Origin of the sequence: Acinetobacter corruptisaponis (assembly GCF_030053775.1) — a bacterium.
Classification (GTDB): domain Bacteria; phylum Pseudomonadota; class Gammaproteobacteria; order Pseudomonadales; family Moraxellaceae; genus Acinetobacter; species Acinetobacter corruptisaponis.
The window spans coordinates 895330-912950 of sequence record NZ_CP125669.1; the positions used below are offsets into that span (position 1 = coordinate 895330).

The 17621-nt window shown below is 41.4% G+C and carries 18 protein-coding genes and 1 pseudogene; 7 read left to right on the forward strand and 12 right to left on the reverse strand.

The window, feature by feature from the left end; genetic code table 11:
* Positions 1-9 precede the first annotated feature (9 nt).
* From QLH32_RS04430 to QLH32_RS04440, 3 genes and pseudogenes are all read right to left on the reverse strand, one after another.
* Positions 10-465, reverse strand: a complete 456-nt coding sequence (locus QLH32_RS04430) for a hypothetical protein (RefSeq protein ID WP_283268311.1) — start codon at positions 463-465, stop codon at positions 10-12.
* A pseudogene (locus tag QLH32_RS04435) lies at positions 462-836 on the reverse strand (RusA family crossover junction endodeoxyribonuclease); the annotation flags it as partial. The gene QLH32_RS04430 and the pseudogene QLH32_RS04435, both read right to left, overlap by 4 nt.
* The gene (locus QLH32_RS04440; protein WP_349307082.1) at positions 829-1218 is read right to left on the reverse strand and encodes a TetR/AcrR family transcriptional regulator; all 390 of its coding nucleotides are present in this window, start codon (positions 1216-1218) and stop codon (positions 829-831) included. The gene QLH32_RS04440 and the pseudogene QLH32_RS04435, both read right to left, overlap by 8 nt.
* Positions 1219-2063: 845 nt before the next feature.
* Between QLH32_RS04440 and ykgO the strand changes: the two genes are divergently transcribed.
* Both ykgO and QLH32_RS04450 read left to right on the forward strand, forming a co-directional pair.
* The gene (ykgO, locus tag QLH32_RS04445) at positions 2064-2189 is read left to right on the forward strand and encodes a type B 50S ribosomal protein L36 (RefSeq protein ID WP_267979994.1); all 126 of its coding nucleotides are present in this window, start codon (positions 2064-2066) and stop codon (positions 2187-2189) included.
* Between the two features lie 109 nt (positions 2190-2298).
* Complete coding sequence (locus QLH32_RS04450; RefSeq protein ID WP_283268314.1) at positions 2299-2772, forward strand: copper resistance protein NlpE; 474 nt, start codon at positions 2299-2301, stop codon at positions 2770-2772.
* An 81-nt stretch (positions 2773-2853) separates the two neighbouring features.
* Here the strand turns inward: QLH32_RS04450 and QLH32_RS04455 are convergent, their stop codons facing one another.
* The gene (locus tag QLH32_RS04455; RefSeq protein ID WP_283268315.1) at positions 2854-4458 is read right to left on the reverse strand and encodes an isocitrate lyase; all 1605 of its coding nucleotides are present in this window, start codon (positions 4456-4458) and stop codon (positions 2854-2856) included.
* A 508-nt stretch (positions 4459-4966) separates the two neighbouring features.
* Here QLH32_RS04455 and QLH32_RS04460 point away from each other — a divergent pair.
* Positions 4967-5956: a LysR family transcriptional regulator gene (locus QLH32_RS04460; protein ID WP_267979997.1), complete on the forward strand. Its 990-nt coding sequence runs from the start codon at positions 4967-4969 to the stop codon at positions 5954-5956.
* 139 nt (positions 5957-6095) lie between these two features.
* On the forward strand, positions 6096-7421 hold the full coding sequence (gene paeA / locus QLH32_RS04465; protein WP_283268317.1) for a polyamine export protein PaeA: 1326 nt from the start codon (positions 6096-6098) through the stop codon (positions 7419-7421).
* A 37-nt stretch (positions 7422-7458) separates the two neighbouring features.
* Here paeA and QLH32_RS04470 read toward each other — a convergent pair whose 3' ends face one another.
* Complete coding sequence (locus tag QLH32_RS04470) at positions 7459-7722, reverse strand: ribosomal protein L7/L12 (RefSeq protein WP_283268319.1); 264 nt, start codon at positions 7720-7722, stop codon at positions 7459-7461.
* 70 nt (positions 7723-7792) lie between these two features.
* Positions 7793-8308 (reverse strand): hypothetical protein, encoded by a 516-nt coding sequence (locus QLH32_RS04475; protein WP_283268321.1) that lies wholly within the window; start codon positions 8306-8308, stop codon positions 7793-7795.
* Positions 8309-8533: 225 nt separating this feature from the next.
* Between QLH32_RS04475 and QLH32_RS04480 the strand changes: the two genes are divergently transcribed.
* Positions 8534-9088: a DUF2239 family protein gene (locus QLH32_RS04480; protein WP_283268322.1), complete on the forward strand. Its 555-nt coding sequence runs from the start codon at positions 8534-8536 to the stop codon at positions 9086-9088.
* Positions 9089-9157: 69 nt separating this feature from the next.
* Here QLH32_RS04480 and cysN read toward each other — a convergent pair whose 3' ends face one another.
* The 6 genes from cysN to QLH32_RS04510 form a co-directional block, all read right to left on the reverse strand.
* Entirely contained in the window at positions 9158-10771 is a 1614-nt protein-coding gene (gene cysN, locus QLH32_RS04485; RefSeq protein ID WP_283268323.1) for a sulfate adenylyltransferase subunit CysN, read from the reverse strand.
* An 83-nt stretch (positions 10772-10854) separates the two neighbouring features.
* Positions 10855-11763: a sulfate adenylyltransferase subunit CysD gene (gene cysD, locus QLH32_RS04490; protein WP_004755735.1), complete on the reverse strand. Its 909-nt coding sequence runs from the start codon at positions 11761-11763 to the stop codon at positions 10855-10857.
* Positions 11756-11854 carry a hypothetical protein gene (locus QLH32_RS04495; RefSeq protein WP_004677999.1) on the reverse strand — a complete coding sequence of 33 codons (99 nt, stop codon included), beginning with the start codon at positions 11852-11854 and terminating at the stop codon, positions 11756-11758. Before QLH32_RS04495 ends, cysD begins: the two co-directional genes overlap by 8 nt.
* A 230-nt stretch (positions 11855-12084) precedes the next feature.
* On the reverse strand, positions 12085-13542 hold the full coding sequence (locus tag QLH32_RS04500) for a capsule assembly Wzi family protein (RefSeq protein ID WP_283268327.1): 1458 nt from the start codon (positions 13540-13542) through the stop codon (positions 12085-12087).
* Positions 13543-13696: 154 nt separating this feature from the next.
* Positions 13697-15223 (reverse strand): lysine--tRNA ligase, encoded by a 1527-nt coding sequence (gene lysS, locus QLH32_RS04505; RefSeq protein WP_283268328.1) that lies wholly within the window; start codon positions 15221-15223, stop codon positions 13697-13699.
* A gap of 157 nt (positions 15224-15380) precedes the next feature.
* Positions 15381-15818 carry an SRPBCC family protein gene (locus QLH32_RS04510; RefSeq protein ID WP_283268330.1) on the reverse strand — a complete coding sequence of 146 codons (438 nt, stop codon included), beginning with the start codon at positions 15816-15818 and terminating at the stop codon, positions 15381-15383.
* 345 nt (positions 15819-16163) lie between these two features.
* On the opposite strand from QLH32_RS04510, the gene rubA reads away from it, so the two are divergent.
* Entirely contained in the window at positions 16164-16328 is a 165-nt protein-coding gene (rubA, locus tag QLH32_RS04515) for a rubredoxin RubA (protein WP_004678010.1), read from the forward strand.
* An 83-nt stretch (positions 16329-16411) separates the two neighbouring features.
* A complete protein-coding gene (rubB, locus tag QLH32_RS04520; protein ID WP_283268331.1) occupies positions 16412-17593 on the forward strand; it encodes a rubredoxin reductase RubB in 1182 nt (393 codons plus the stop codon).
* The last annotated feature ends 28 nt before the right edge of the window (positions 17594-17621 follow it).

The following is a 17621-nucleotide window of genomic DNA, read 5'->3' on the forward strand; positions in this document are numbered from 1 at the left end:
CTTCGATGTCTAGGATACTGGGAGCAGTCCACTAGATGCTTTAAATTGATGTACGAGCATGGCTGCATCCCGACCATGCTCATTTGTTCTACCTGACCAACCTGTTATTTTTTTAAAGTAGGCATCTTTAGTTTTAGTTATGTTGGCTGCTGGATGTACCAGATCAAACTGAATACCTTGTTCGACACAGAATTGCTCCCATATCGAACAGTCACGCTTAACTGAACCAACACCCTCACGTACACCAGCTCCCGATTTGGCTTGACGTGCATCAGCATTGCCGAACCAAGTACGCTTCCGTGCGTCCTCTATACGGACAATCAAATTAGGATGTTGTTTGTGCAGCTCCTTAACTGCCTCCATAGCTTGTGTAATTGTCATTGACTCAACACGGGTTAAAATCCCATCTATTGCAACCGCAAAACCTGTATTCACACCGCAGTCGATACCGATTTTAATTTTCATGCCTGTCTCCCTGCCAACCATTCAAAATCGACTTTCCTATCAAGCCAATTCGTTTCAGCTATAAATACGCAAGATAACCAGACACAACCTCCTGTTATTGGCTCAGCTAGCTGTACTTTTTCCTGAATAAATACATTGTCGTCTTTGAAAAGCAGGTCTATGCCTTTCAATGAATCAATTAGAATTTTTGAATAATTGTCGATGTCGTAGCGTGGATATTTAGATGCGCTGTAACTCTGGATCTTCTTTGGCGGCTGGACAATTAAACGTACTTCACAAGACTTATTTGTAGGCTTCCAACCCAAGGCTTTAAGAATTGGTGCATACATGCGGTGAACACGTTGCTTGAAAAATTTAGCACTGTCAGTTAATCCAACACTCGGCCTTGGGATATAACTTTTCAAGCTCAAAAATAGCCTTAAACAGCAAATGATACGGGCCATTTAAATCGACATGGAGCAGATAAATTTTCCTCAACTTATCAACCACATTTGAATGACGGCAACATGCCCTGATTCTCCTGATTTTTTCTTTTAGCGTATCTTTTTGAAAAACAAGGCACAGCTCTATAAGTTTTTCTTTAGACTGAAAATAACGATAAAATGTTGCTTTCGCTACATTTGTTTCACGAATAATCCGATCCACACCTACCTGCTGAAATCCATATAAGTTAAAAAGATTTCTTGAGTAATCAAGCACGGACAAGGCTCGCGAGGAAATTTGTAAATTTGGCATAAACACACCACTGAACATAAGTTTTTTTGTTGTATATGCATGAGATCAGAATGCCACTGCCTCTTTAGGAATAGCAAAAAATAGGCATGACACGGCCACACACGACTGTGCCTTGGCTCATCTCAGATGCTTTATTGTCGATATGATTTTTTAGTCGGTTTGATCTAAAGTTTGTAAAACCTATAGGCGATCAAACAGCATTAAGGGCTTGTTGGAATGTATGGGAATACAGGCTTTGGAAATGATTGCCGATGAAAAAACAGAAATAGTAGGCATAACGAACTCCTTTGTGCATAAAGAAGTTTCACCACATTACTGTCAAATAATGGTGGCGAAACGAAAGAGGGTTGACAGACTGGTACAAAGGACCCAGCACACCCGAAGGTGTCCCCCTCCCGTTCCACCGCAGAGGGGGCGCGAGGATATAAACACTTAAAGAAACGTGTTCTTTAAATGCTCCTTTGTAAGCGGTCTGTCAAAACCGCCTGGCAATGTAGGCCAGCAGGGAAAGGATAGTGCGCAAGGTTTGAAGTGTCAATATTCTGTAGGAATAAGTGATCAAACAGTGTTAAAGCATTATTGGGAATGATTTAAAATCTTTGCAATGACTGTTTAATATGGTGATGGAACGAAAAAGGATAATTTGCAAGATTTAGGGTGTCAGTATTCCCTCAAAATATGCCACCTAAAAAATAATAATTGAATCAGATATTTAACTTTATAGACTACAATTTACGATGAGTATTTTAATACATCTAAAAGGTTTTCTTCTATCATCACACTTCAACTATATTCTTATGCTTTCTTTACAAGGCCACTTAAATGTAATATTATAACATTACATTAAATAAATAGGTTTTAAAATGAAAGTTTGTTCATCCCTCAAAAGTGCGAAACAACGTAGTAGCGATTGCCAAATTGTTAAACGTCGTGGCAAGCTGTACGTGATCTGCAAATCAAATCCTCGCTTTAAGGCAAGACAAGGTTAATCCTTGCTTGCTTTACCAAAGGTTAAATAACACTTACATTCCCCTACTACACTTTCTTTATAAAATTTCATAACTTGGATAACAACATTTTCATAAGGTTGTATCAGGTATGAAGAAATCTATTATTGCCATTTCTCTTGCATCTATTTTTCTAGTAGCGTGTAACAAAGCAGAAAAACCAAAAACTGAAGAACATACCCCTCCTGCAACAACAGAAGCTATTACTGAACCTGTAGTGGATAGTGAACATACAGCAGAAAACTCACTGGACTGGGATGGCACATATAAAGGTGTGCTTCCTTGTGCTGACTGTGAGGGCATTGAAACCAAGCTTGAGCTAAATCAGGATAAAACTTACGAACTTAAAGAAACCTACCTTGGCAAAGGTGATGGCAAAGCATTTGAAACGAAAGGTAGCTTCCAGTTTGACAGCAAGAACGGCTCTGTTATTGAGTTAGACAAGGCTGGTGATAGCCGAAAATACTTTGTTGCCGAGGGCTATCTTAAAGCTCTGGACCTTGAGGGCAATGAAATTACAGGTGCCTTGGCAGACAAATATCAACTAAAAAAAGAAGCTGAATAATATCCAGTGAGCTTCTAAAAACAATTATCTCACCAATAAAAAACCCTGCTTACGCAGGGTTTTTTTAAATCAATTCAAAGCTTAGTGAGCAGCGAATTGGTTCATTGTGTTTTTAGCATCATCGTGCGCTTTAAGAGCGTTGTCACCAGAGAAGATTTCTTTGTGATCATCACCGATGTCAGAACCCGCCATTGCTTGGTGTTTAACACAAGCGATACCACCACGGATTTCTTTACGTTGTACGCCAGCAACATAAGCCAACATACCTTCAGTACCGAAGTAACCTTGTGCAAGCTCATGTGTAGAAAGAGCAGCAGTGTGGTAAGTCGGAAGTGTGATCAAGTGATGGAACACACCTGCTTCACGAGAAGCATCTGCCTGGAATGTACGGATCTTAGCATCAGCATCAGCAGCTAATTCAGTCTCATCGTACTCAGCGCTCATTAATTTAGCACGGTCGTAAGCAGAAACGTCTTTACCTTCAGCAACCCAACGGTCGTAAGCTTGTTGACGGAAGTTTAAGGTCCAGTTAAATGATGGGCTGTTGTTATAAACAAGCTTAGCATTTGGAATCGTTTCTTTAACACGGTTAACCATGTGCGCGATTTCTTCTACGTTTGGAGTCGCAGTTTCGATCCAAAGAAGATCAGCACCGTTTTGAAGGCTAGACACACAGTCAAGTACTACGCGGTCAATTTGAGTGCCTTCACGGAATTGATATAAACCAGAAGCTAAACGCTTAGGACGGTGTAATTTACCGTTACGTTTGATCAGGATTTCATCTTCCTGAGCTTCAGAGATATCAATTTCAGTTGTGTCTAAGTAGCTGATGTATTGAGAAGCGATGTCGCCTGGCTCTTTAACCACTGGGATTTTTTGAGTCAAGTCAGCGCCTTCAGAGTCAGTACGCGCAACGATGATACCGTCATCAAGACCCATTTCTAAGAATGCATAACGCAATGCATGGATTTTAGCGATGAAGTCTTCATGTGGAACAGTTACTTTACCAGCTTGGTGACCACATTGTTTCGCATCAGAAACCTGGTTTTCAATTTGAAGCGCACAAGCACCAGCTTCGATCATTTTACGAGCAAGTAGGTAAGTCGCTTCTTCGTTACCAAAACCAGCGTCGATGTCAGCAATAATTGGCACAACGTGAGTTTGGAAACCATCGATTTGAGCAGTGATTTCAGCAGCTTTAGCAGTGTCACCAGCTTCTTGCGCTTTTTTCAATGCACGGAACAAATCGTTTAATTCTTTCGCATCAGCTTGACGTAAGAAAGTATAGATTTCTTCGATCAAAGCAGGTACTGAAGTTTTTTCGTGCATAGATTGGTCAGGAAGTGGACCAAATTCTGAACGAAGAGCAGCAACCATCCAACCAGAAAGGTAGATGTAACGCTTAGAAGTTGTACCGAAGTATTTTTTGTTCGCAATCATTTTTTGTTGCGCGATAAAACCGTGCCAGCAACCTAATGATTGAGTGTATTTGCTAGAGTCAGCGTCGTATTCAGCCATATCTTTACGCATGATAGCAGCTGTGTATTTAGCGATATCTAAACCAGTTTTGAATTGGTTTTGCATTTGCATACGTGCAGCATCTTCTGGGCTAATATCGCGCCAAGTGTCGCCGAATTTTGCTTTTAATTCGCGGATTGCATCAATCGCTGTTAAATATGTAGACATGATATATTCCTTTAGAGGGATTGGCATCGAATGGACGCTGAAAATCATGCTTTTTTATAGGCGAGATTTCAAGCACTTCTTCAATATTTTGCACAGCTTAGTCTGTGGCAATCAATTTATCCAATATTATTGGGTAATTTTCGGTATTTTCTTATGAAATATAGGAATAAAGGTCATTTTATTTGGATTAAAAACCAGATCAAACCATTGTTATTCATAATCTTTTAATGATTAAAAACTTTTATGAAATTCTCTTATTTCTTACATTTGACTTATTTAAATACAATATTAAGACTTGCCACTTCCTCCAAAACTGACATTTTTTGCCATTTATAGCCCAGTCTATAGATAAATTTTATCCCTTTATGAAAGTGAAATTTTCTCATGGGGAAATGATTCCGTGATTGGACTGATAGCCAAGGCTTTTTGTAGGATTAAGTTACACAAACAGCTTTAAATATGGCATAATTCAACATAATTTAAGGATTTTATTTTCGGTATTTTTTTTATGAATCTGGAGCGGGTTGATCTCAATTTATTAATTTATCTTGATGTACTTCTTCGTGAAAAAAATGTCACACGCGCAGCGGAACAATTAGGTGTTACCCAACCCGCAATGAGTAATATTTTACGCCGTTTGCGTAACTTATTTAATGACCCTCTCCTGATCCGATCTTCCGAAGGGATGACACCAACTGAACGGGCACTGGAACTGCAACCCCGTATTCGTGACGCACTGTCAGACCTTTCCATGATTCTGGAACCCCGTACCGAGTTCAGACCCTATACCAGCAATCGTGTGTTCCGCATTATGACCTCCGATTATGCTGAAGCCACTTTGGTTCCCCGCCTTGTAAAAGCCTTGCGTTCTGAAGCGCCGAATGTTGTTTTGGACTTCCTGACTCCAAGTGACGTGTCCTACCGTGATATGGAACAAGGTAAGGTTGATCTGGCAATTAACCGTTTTAATGAAATTCCACAAAGCTTCCATCAAGTGTTGGTTTGGCGCGACAGCTTTAGCTGTATTTTAAATGACAAGCACCCTGCCGTAACCCATCTTAATTTAAAAAGTTATTTAGACGCCCAGCATATCTGGGTATCCAAGACAGGTATGGGTGTCGGCTTTGGCGTCAACCCAGACAAACAGGCTGGTTTAGGCTGGATTGATCAGGCCTTGGAACGGATTGGTCAACGCCGTAAAATTTCGGTATTTACCCGTCATTATCAAATGCCTGCTCTTCTGGCACAGAATGTTGATTTGATTGCCACACTCCCAACACGTATGGCACGTCTACAGGCACAGAATCCAAAACTGATTATAAAGGATCCTCCATTTTATATTCCTGAATTTGAATTAAAGATGGCCTGGTGTCCTTTATTGCATCATCATCCAGCGCATCGCTGGTTAAGACAGTTGATTCTGTTTGTGGCACGGCAAATGATTGAAGAAGAAAATCGTGAATTTCTTTTAAATAATTCGCAGTTTTCACAATATTAACATATTGTTTTACAATAATACTTGGCTTTCTACGAGTATGCTTGCCGAACGCTATTGTTACACTGAGGTAATGTTCTGATTACCTCACTACTTTTTTGTGTTACAACATATTCATAATAATATGCACCACAGGTGATGTGTGAGTCTCTTCCAAAATATTATTGTCATTATTCTGCTTATTTCTGCGGCGGGTTTTCTATCACTTACTGAAATTGCCCTTGCAGGCGCGCGAAAGGTTAAACTGAAGATATTAGCGGAATCAGGCGAAATCCGTGCACAGAAAGTTCTGGACTTGCAGGAACAGTCTGCCGACTTCTTTGCCGCCTCACAAATTGGTTTAAATGCGATTGCCATTTTAGGCGGTATTTTAGGTGAAGGGGCGTTTCGCCCCTATTTTGTGGAGTTTGTTGCACGGTTCTATACAGGACCCTGGCTGGAAACGATTGGTTTCGCCCTCTCCTTTACCTTGGTCACTTCGCTGTTTATCCTGTTTGCCGACCTCATGCCAAAACGTCTGGCGATGATTGCACCCGAAAAGATTTCGATTAGTGTGATTGAGCCAATTCAGATTTTCATCAAAATCTGTAAACCCCTGGCTTGGGGAATTAATGCAAGTGCCAACCTGTTGTTCCGCCTGTTTAAGGTAAACACCATTCGTGACGACAATATCACCTTTGATGATATTTCAGCAGTTATGGATGCAGGTGCACAGGCAGGCGTTCTACAAAAACAGGAACACCATTTTATTGAGAATGTGTTTGAGCTTGAGGAACGTACGGTTCCATCCAGTATGACCACACGTGAAAATGTGGTGTATTTTACCCTGAAAGAAAATGAAAATAGTATTCGGCAAAAACTGGCGGAATATCCTTATTCAAAATTCCTTGTCTGTAATGAACATATTGATCAGGTGATTGGCTATGTGGATGCCAAAGATATTCTGGTTCGGATTCTAAACAACCAGTCATTACTACAACTAAATGAATCAACCATCCGTACCGTCCTGATTATTCCTGACACCCTCACCCTGTCTGAACTACTGGACCGTTTTCGTTCAACCAAAGAAAAATTTGCAGTCGTGATCAATGAATATGCTTTGGTGGTGGGTGTAATTACCCTCAGTGACATCATGATTACCGTGATGGGTGACTGGGTGACGCCAATGGAAGAGGAACAGCAGATCATCAAACGGGACAACCATTCATGGTTTATTGACGGCAGCACGCCAATAGAAGATGTGAAACATGCGCTGGCCATTGAAGAGTTTCCAGAAAATGAAAACTACGAAACCATTGCGGGTTTTATCATGTATCGCTTGCGGAAGATTCCGCGTCCAGCCGATGCTGTAGAATATGCGGGTTTTAAGTTTGAAGTGGTCGATATTGATCATTATAAAATTGACCAGCTACTTGTGACCCAGATCATGCCAAATCAAGAATCGGAATTACCTACACAGGAAAGCTAATCCTAAAAAGTAGAAAGCCCATCTAAATGGGCTTTTTTTACTTTGCAACAAACCAAAATAGCAAAGCAATAATAGCAAAGAGCAGTACAAAGAATTTGATACCACCACGGCTATGCTGGGCAAGCTGTTGCTGAATCTGTGCCTGCTCATGTGGATGATCTTTTAGATACTGATCAATTAAATCTTTGGACTCTTTTAGCCCCAAGCCTGTTCTTTCGCGAGTAATCTTAATCGCATCAATCAATTTACCCTCACGAAGTGCCTGTAAAGCCTCTTGTGGAATAATAGGTGGTAAACTCATAAAATTAACAATCCTTGTTATTGTTTATCGACTGGTTAAATTACTGTAAAGCAATATATAACCATATTTTTTAGTTTCCACCATACAGTGAAATTAATTCATCGAGCATTGCCTGATAATGAATGGCAATATCTTCCGCCAGAATCTTGTAGACATTGTCAAACTGAACCATCGGCCAGCCCTCTTTCCAGAATGGAAAAATATTGTGCAAATCATGCGTGACAATCGCGTCTTCACGGCCAATTGCCTGTGCGACCTGAGCCAGAACCTGAGCCGTTTCTGCACCATCAATCGCCAGATAATCAATCCCACGCGCCTTTAAAATACGGATACGGTCTTTTTTATAACGGATTTTTTTGGCCTGACCTGAATTCAAACCCAACGCCAATGTCACCGCTTCCACAAACTTTTCTTCAAAACTGGTGTTTAGTGCAACCAACGCCTGTTTGTGCGCTTCCTGACGTCCAGCTTTCCCCCCATTACGGATCATCTCTTTTGCTTCTACATCAAGCTCATCTTTTTTCATCGACTGTAAAATGTCTAAAATTTCGATATCGCTTAAAGATTCAGGAGATTGCTCAATCATGGGAGTCCTTATATACAAACTTAAAGAAGTATTGTCTCATAAAAGCCATAGCAAAACAGAATAAAAATCAAAAATGGATATTCATCCTCAGTATTCATCTGCTGGGAAAATTTTGGTACTTCCCTTAACAGAATTGAGCATCCACTAAAATATTAAATGAGCAATTTGCAAAATTATTTTTACCCTGATAATATTATTTTACCCGTATAAAATTATGTAAAAGAAATGAACACTCAAATGACCTATACCGCTTTTCTGGATGAGCAATGTTTGGCAAGCGGCCCCCTAGTAGACGTTGCAACAGCCATCCAACAACATGCAAACCAGTCCAATGCCACCGTGTTGATTTTTAATGATCAAACGGGTAAACAAATTGACCTTGATATTTCAGGTTCGAAGCAGGATATTCAACAACGTTATGCCGAGCATCCCGAAACGGTCAAGAAAGTTGGACGACCTAAACTGGGCGTGATCTCACGCGAAATTACCTTGCAACAGAGGCATTGGGATTGGCTTGATCAGCAAAGCTCAAGCGCATCGGCTGTGATCCGTAAGCTGATCGACAAGGAACTGAATGATCCGAACTCAGAAAGCAACAAGATGCTGGCAAAGCAGGCTACAGATCGTTTTATGTCAGCCATGTTAGGCAATATGCCGAATTATGAGGAAGCAACCCGTGCCTTATATCAAGGCAATAAAGAGGTATTTTTAGATTTAATTCGGGATTATCCAAAAGACATTTATCAACATATCTTGAAATTATCAGCTTATGCATTCTAAAGCTTCCATTTTCAATCCATAAAAAAACCCGCCATAAAGCGGGTTTAATTTTTAAATCAATTCAGTCCATTAAAGACGAACCAATTCCACTACTTTTTCAGCAGCCTCTTCAACACTATCCGCTGTCACATCGGTATCTGTACCCTCTACAGCTGTCGTGATCACCACCACACCCGTTTCGCGTAACAAATTAATTTGTTCAGCAGTCAAATTCGCTTTGGCAATCGCAACTACACCCTGTTGAATCAACAAACTTTCCAAAGCCAGAGCCTGTTCAATCAATTGTGCTGAAACACCAATCACCGCAGGTTTTTGACCCAAACGTGCCGCACGATCTTCCGCAGTCACAGGATTGCTATGCGCTGTCCATTCAACTGCCGCTTCAACCATACCAGCGCCAACAGTGACGTTGCTTAAACGGTCAATAAAGATAAATGAACCTGTATAACGACTGTCCTGATATTGGTCAAACACCACTGGCGCATCAAATTCAATTACCACATCAGCAATCGCATTCAGCTCAAGCTCTTCAACCTGAGTATGCTCAAGTGTATTAACATTCACACGGAAATTAATTTCAGTCACTTTGGCAGGAACAGTCTGTGTACCAATCTTCACATTGTACAGTTTGCCTTTGACCAAAGGATGCTCAGTCATCCATACCACTGATGCGCGTACAGAACGTGAAATCAAGGGTTGCTCGCCAGCACGAACTAAAACGTTACCACGAGAAATATCAATTTCATCATTCAGCGTTAAAGTCACCGCCTGACCTGCGATGGCTTGCTCAATATTGCCATCAAAGGTCACAATCTCTTTGACCGTTGATTTTTTACCTGATGGCAAGGCAACAATTTCATCACCCACATTGATTTCACCCAGCGCAATCGTTCCTGCGAAGCCACGGAAATCAAGGTTTGGACGGTTTACATACTGAACAGGGAAACGGAATTCTTTTTTATTTGAATCACGTTTAATTTCCACTGACTCAAGGATGCTCATCAAGGTTTGGCCCTTGTACCACGGTGTGCTTGCTGATGGATTTACCACATTATCGCCATTCAATGCCGAGATTGGCACAAACAGGATATTCTCTGGACGGCGGTTGCCCAATTGGCTGACAAAGGCATCATATTCAACCTGAATTTCGTTGAAACGTGCTTCAGAGAACTCAACCAAGTCCATCTTGTTGATCGCGACCACGATATTTCGAATACCGAGCAAGCTTGCAATAAAGGTATGACGACGAGTTTGGGTTTGTACACCATAACGCGCATCAATCAAAATGATGGCAAGATCAGCCGTTGAAGCACCTGTTGCCATGTTACGGGTATATTGTTCATGTCCTGGGGTATCCGCGATAATAAACTTACGTTTCTCTGTAGAGAAATAACGGTAAGCGACATCAATGGTAATGCCCTGCTCACGTTCTGCCTGCAAGCCATCGACAAGCAAGGCAAGGTCAGGCGCATCGCCTGTGGTACCCACTTTTTTACTGTCACGGGTCACTGCCTGCAATTGATCTTCATAAATCAATTTTGAATCGTAAAGCAAACGGCCAATTAAGGTACTTTTACCATCATCCACATTACCGCAGGTCAGGAAACGCAACAGGTCTTTTTGTTCGTGCTGTTTTAAATATGCCAAGATATCCTGGCTAATCAAATCTGATTGGTGAGACATCGCTCAAACTCCACATATTCTTTAGAAATCGGTTTTAATCTCCCTAAGTCCCTCTTTAAAAAAGAGGGACTTGTTTAAGGAAATTAGAAATAACCTTCCTGCTTTTTCTTTTCCATCGAGCCAGCCTCATCATGGTCAATCATACGACCCTGACGCTCTGAACTGGTGGCTAAAAGCATTTCCTGGATAATTTCTGGCAAGGTGTCCGCTTCAGACTCAACCGCACCCGTTAATGGATAGCAGCCTAATGTACGGAAACGTACCGATTTCATTTGTGGAACTTCACCCTCTTTTAAACGCATACGTTCATCATCCACCATGATCAACGTGCCACTGCGCTCAACCACTGGGCGAACCGCAGAGAAATAAAGAGGAACGATTTGAATATTTTCCAGATAGATATATTGCCAGATATCCAACTCAGTCCAGTTGGACAACGGGAATACACGAATACTTTCGCCTTTGTTCACTTTACCGTTGTAAAGGTTCCAAAGTTCTGGACGCTGGTTTTTCGGGTCCCAACGGTGCTTGGTGTCACGGAATGAATAGACACGCTCTTTGGCACGTGATTTTTCCTCATCACGACGTGCACCACCAAAAGCGGCATCAAACTGGTATTTATCCAGCGCTTGCTTTAGGCCCTGAGTTTTCATGATGTCGGTATATTTCGAACTACCATGATCAAATGGGTTGATCCCTGCATCACGCCCTTCAGCATTTTGATGCACAATCAGATCAAAACCATGTGTTTTTGCCATGTTGTCACGAAATGCAATCATGTCCTTAAATTTCCAGCCCGTATCTACATGCAGTAGTGGAAATGGAAGCTTGGCTGGATAGAATGCCTTTAATGCCAAGTGCAGCATCACTGCCGAGTCTTTACCAATCGAATACAGCATGACTGGATTTTCAAATTCAGCAGCCACTTCACGAATAATGTGAATACTTTCAGCCTCAAGCTGCTTAAGGTGAGTAAGTCTATTATCAGTCATGAACACATCCCTCCTTATCCATGTTACCCATAAAATCTATAAGTGGTATTAAACCACCACTTGGAAGACCGTGTGGAGGAACGAGTGCCATAACAACTCCAATTTTTCGTGATATCAATATTCTGCCTAGCGGATAAATGATCCTGCTAGCAAAGGTTATCCATTATAATAATTTAGATCGAGTTCTTTAGCTTGTTTTTTCATATCAATATGCAAAATTATGATATGAAAATTATATTCAGGAATATAGATACAATAAATTTCACATGAATTTATATGACAGAAAGAAGCCTATACAGGCTTCTTTCTGAATTGATTGATTTAGAAACCGAACATATTGCGTTCCAGTGGAATTTCAACTCCCACTGAAACACCACCATCACGGCCATTTAAATCAGAGTCGCTGACCCAGCCATTCACTTTCAGTGGAAGTGTAGGTTTTATATAGTGTGTCCAGGTGAGGTCCAGCCCCTTAATGGTATCTTCTTTTGGAAATGCCGCATTAATGGCTAAATTGGACTGGTTTACTTTGGCATATAAGGCACGCCCACTTAGGCGGTTCATCACATCAAAGCGAATGTCACCACCAACAGAATACATCTGCCCATCACCACCGATTGCATGTCCTAATGGGAAACCATGCTGATAATAGCCATCTTTATATTGGTGATGACTATAAGAAATACCGCTCACCTCACCATTGGTACGTGTATCCGCCCATTCCACATAAAGCTGGTAAGGTAGATTTTTATAGCTTGAAGAAAAATCGGCACCTGCCAAATATAAATATTTTGCAGGTAAACCACCAGCCTCATCTTCACCAACAAATTGAGTATATAAACTGATAGGGAGATTAAATAATGGCTGTAGCAATAAACGACCATCGAAACCAGCAATTTGGTTTGATGCATTGTCGTCACCTACACATCCACTGTCATCACATCCGTTATCTTTACCAATAACAGCATTCCAATATGCCTTAAAACTATTAGGCTGACCTTTCCCAGCAATCTGGATTGCACGTGAAGCACCAAGCTCCAGATAGGGTAAAGGTTGAGCAGTTAAACGTAAACCGATCAGTTTTGTATTTGGTACAGCTTTGTAATCGTCCAGTTGCCCTGCAAATGCCTGATATTGCCAAGGGCCAATCCATGACAGCCACTTCGTTTCAAAGGCATTCTGTACCGCACGCTGAGCGGTTAACCCGTAAACAGGACGGCTGGCATCACCACGAATCAGGCTTCCATCATGTCCTGGCCCCCAGTAAGTTGGGATTTGCCCAGCAATGATCCATTGATTCCAGAGTTTGCCCGCAAGATAGGAACCCTCGACATTGGCATCATGTCCATTATCAATCAAGGGATCTTTTTCGCCATTGATACGAAGCTTTGCATCCCAGTTCTCACTGCCAACATTAAACTCAGCCGCAACCTGATATTGTGATTTTTGATTATCAGCAAATGTTTGAGGAATTGTTTTTAAGTCAGTACCAGCATGTAAACCAACCTTGGCTGGCGCATTATCTGCCTTTAGCGAATTAATGACTGAATTAACCACTTTTTGCTGGGTGTTATTATTGACTTTCGCCTGTGCCAAGGCACGTTGAATTTCATCACCACTTAATGGCCAGGTCGAGGTACTGATCTGAATGACACCCTGCTGGTTTAACCAGTTTAAATCGGTACGTAAATTTTCATCATTCAGCACTAAACCCTGAGCAAGGGTAATAGAAGAAAAGCAGGAAAATACCGCCATAGACAGTGATTTTTTCAAAAACATGCCAGAAATATTCTCAGATATATTTATGCAGGACATCATCGTTTTTTTATCCGCACTTTTCAATCATTAAACGAAACAATTACATTTTTTTAACATCCAAACAAAAAGGCCACTTTTAAAAGCGGCCTTTTCAAGTATTTATAGGATTAAAAAATTAATCTTTACGGCGCATATGTGGGAATAAAATCACATCACGGATACTCGGCGCATCAGCAAAAAGCATAACCAAACGGTCAATACCAATTCCCTCACCTGCTGTAGGAGGCAGACCATATTCAAGTGCTTCCACAAACTCGGCATCATAATGCATGGCTTCATCATCACCCGCGTCTTTTTCAGCCACCTGTGCCTGAAAACGTTCAGCCTGATCAATCGGGTCGTTTAGCTCTGAGAAACCATTTGCCAACTCACGACCACCAATAAAGAACTCAAAACGATCAGTAATGTGTGGATTATCATCATTACGGCGTGCAAGCGGTGACGTTTCCGCTGGATATTCAGTAATGAATGTTGGCTGACGTAGTTTGGTTTCCACAGTCTCTTCAAACACGATGGTCTGTAATTTACCTAAACCAAAGCCAGGTTTCACTTGCTCTTTAAGCACTTCCTGAGTGAACTTCGCCAAAAACTCACGGTCATTGACATTTTCTCGTGTGAAATCAGGATTATGTTCAAGAATCGCATCAAACATTGAGATTTTCTTGAATGGACCTTTAAAGCTAAATACTTCGCCTTGATATGGCACATCAGTCGTACCCAGAATATCAAGGGCAAGCTTTTCAAGCATATTTTCGGTCAATGCCATCAGGTCTTTATAGTCAGCATAAGCCTGATAAAACTCAATCATGGTGAATTCAGGGTTATGGCGTGTTGAAACTCCCTCATTACGGAAGTTACGGTTAATTTCAAATACACGCTCGAAACCACCCACCACCAAACGCTTTAAGTACAGCTCTGGTGCGATACGTAGGAACAACGGCATATCCAAAGCATTATGATGCGTTTCAAATGGGCGAGCTGACGCACCACCAGGAATCACATGCATCATTGGGGTTTCAACTTCCATGAAACGTTCATTGCTTAAGAACGCACGAATCCCCGCCACAACCTTGGCACGGATTTCAAATGTCTTACGAGTTTCTTCGTTGACGATCAGGTCTAAATAACGTTTACGATATTTCGCTTCGGTATCGGTTAAACCGTGAAATTTATCTGGTAGTGGACGAAGTGACTTGGTCAACAATTCAAACTGTTCAAGGTGTACATATAAATCACCTTTACCAGAACGCCCTATATAACCTTCAGCCGCAATAATATCGCCGAGATCCAGACTTTTGATTGTTTCCAAAGTTTCAGCTGGCAAACCTTTACGGTCAACATAAAGCTGGATACGACCTGTCATGTCCTGAATCACAATGAATGATCCACGGTTCAGCATGACACGACCCGCAACCTTTACATAGACTTTTTCAGCACCTTCAATCTGTGCCTTGTCCTGTTCCTTAAACTGTTCTTGCAGGTCAGCAGTATAATGCTCACGCTTAAATGTATTCGGCCAAGGACTCTTGCCAGTTTCCTTTGCAGTATCCTGAATTTGTTTTAATTTGGCATGACGCTGTGCGATTAAATCGTTTTCAGAAAGTGTTTGTTCAGAAGTCGATTGAGCGTTTTGTTGCGTCATCTCTGCCTCGGGTTAAGTAAAAATGAAGTGGCATAGAATAGCAGATCATGAGACGTTTTCGTATTATTTCAACTGAACAATTCAAAAAAATGAATATTTATCAATTTAAAATAAAATCGCCTTTCAATTACCCCCTATCTATTGCGTGGCTTTCTCGTTATTTTTCCGCCAAGTGTTTAACCATCGCAAGTCCCTGATTAAAGCCTTTATTCATAAACTCGATATGTTCAGGCTGTACATCAACTTCTACATGCAGTTGGGTTTCACCATCAAAGTCAAAGAGCATATATTTTTCCAATGCGCCTGCCCAAGCTTTCACCTCCTCACTTTCCAAATCCTCTTTTCCATCCTGAATCATGCCAAGATGCCTAAACACCACCTCTTTAGGCTCATCCAGACTTTCAATGGTGGAGACCATACCATTGCCCTTGCCATCACCAAAATAAGTTTTACCACCCACTTTCCAGTCGGTTTGCATGGTTGAGTCACAGGAAAAGAATTTTGTCCAGGTCTGGTAACTTTCAGGTGTCCAGAGTGTTTTCCAAACCTCCTCGGGAGAGGCGTAAATTCTGATGTTATAGGATAGGGTTTCCATGCGTTATTCTCCATTCTCATTGTGCCAATGATCATATCTTTATTCTGAATGTTTATTTTTTATACTACTATTTTTATGTAATTCGGTCTTTTTTTATTACGCAAGTCATTATATTTTTCTAAAAATTAGAGTAATTGCTCAAATAACAAGACTTTCAGATGAATTTGCCATTCCACTTTTTGTATAAATCATTAAACTCTTGCATTTACTTTACTTAAATGTCGTTCTGCGTAAAAATCTAACTCCCGATCAACACAAGTTAGTTCATTGCAGCGATCGTAGCGACATTATGGAATAGTTTTACTGAAAGGCAACTTGAGCATACCTATCAGTTTGGAGAGTCACATGAAAAAATATCAATGTATCGTCTGTGGATGGATTTACGACGAAGCTGAAGGCTGGCCACAAGACGGCATTGCGGCAGGTACCAAATGGGAAGACATCCCAGATGACTGGACTTGCCCAGATTGCGGCGTTTCAAAAGCTGATTTTGAAATGGTTGAAATCTAAATAAATTAAAAAAGACCATGACATGAGCATGGTCTTTTTTTTCCTGTAATGTGTTTTAAGTGAAAAAAATATTGGAGAATATAATGCATCCTATCATCATCATTGGATCAGGTATGGCGGGTTACACCGTTGCGCGAGAATTTCGTAAACTCAGTCCTGAACAGGAACTGGTTATGATCTGTGCGGATGATGCGGTGAATTATGCAAAACCAACATTATCCAATGCCTTTGCGGGCAATAAGGCACCTGAACAAATTGCTTTGGGCGATGCCGCAAAAATGGCAACCCAGTTGAACATGCGTATTGAGGCAGCAACTTGGGTCAAGGAAATCAATGCTGAAAGCCATGAAATCACATTGGAAAAAAATGGTGAAACCATTACTCAACCCTATTCAAAACTCGTTTTGGCTGTGGGTGCCAATCCAATCCGTTTAGCGATTGCAGGTGATGGTAGCGATGATATTCATGTGGTGAACTCACTGACTGATTACCGTACATTCCGTGAAAACCTGTCAAAACGTAAAGACAAGCGTGTGGTTATTTTAGGTGCGGGCTTGATTGGCTGTGAATTTGCCAATGACTTACTTCACAGTGACTACGATGTTACCGTGATTGACCTTGCCCCACAACCACTGGGTCGTTTATTACCAAACCATGTTGCTGAAGCGTTTAAAACCAATTTAGAGCAGGCGGGCATTAAATTCGCCCTTTCAACCACTGTTGAAAAAGTGACCAAGATCAATGATGGCGAAGACTATGCGGTCACATTGGCCAATGGTCAGACCTTGGTCGCTGACATCGTTCTTTCAGCAATTGGTTTACAGCCCAATATTGCACTGGCAAAAGAAGCAAATATCCAGACCAGTCGTGGCATCATTACCAATACCCTATTGGAAACCAGCCAGCCTGACATCTATGCGGTGGGTGACTGTGCTGAGGTGAATGGAACATTGCTGCCATTCGTCATGCCAATCATGCAACAGGCCCGTGCCTTGGCAAAAACACTGAGTGGACAAAATACCAATGTCCATTATCCTGCAATGCCAGTTGCGGTAAAAACACCTGCCGCACCGCTAACTGTTTTACCTGCACCACTGGATGTTGAGGTGAACTGGGAAACTGAAGAGTTTGATGACGGTATGCTTGCCAAAGCAGCGGACAGTCAAGGCACCTTAAGAGGTTTTGTGCTGTTGGGGGCAACCGCAGGCAAACAGCGTTTAACCCTAACCAAACTCGTTCCAGACTTGATTCCTGCACAGGTTTAGGGTTTAAATACCAGAGTTTGTTGTGAAA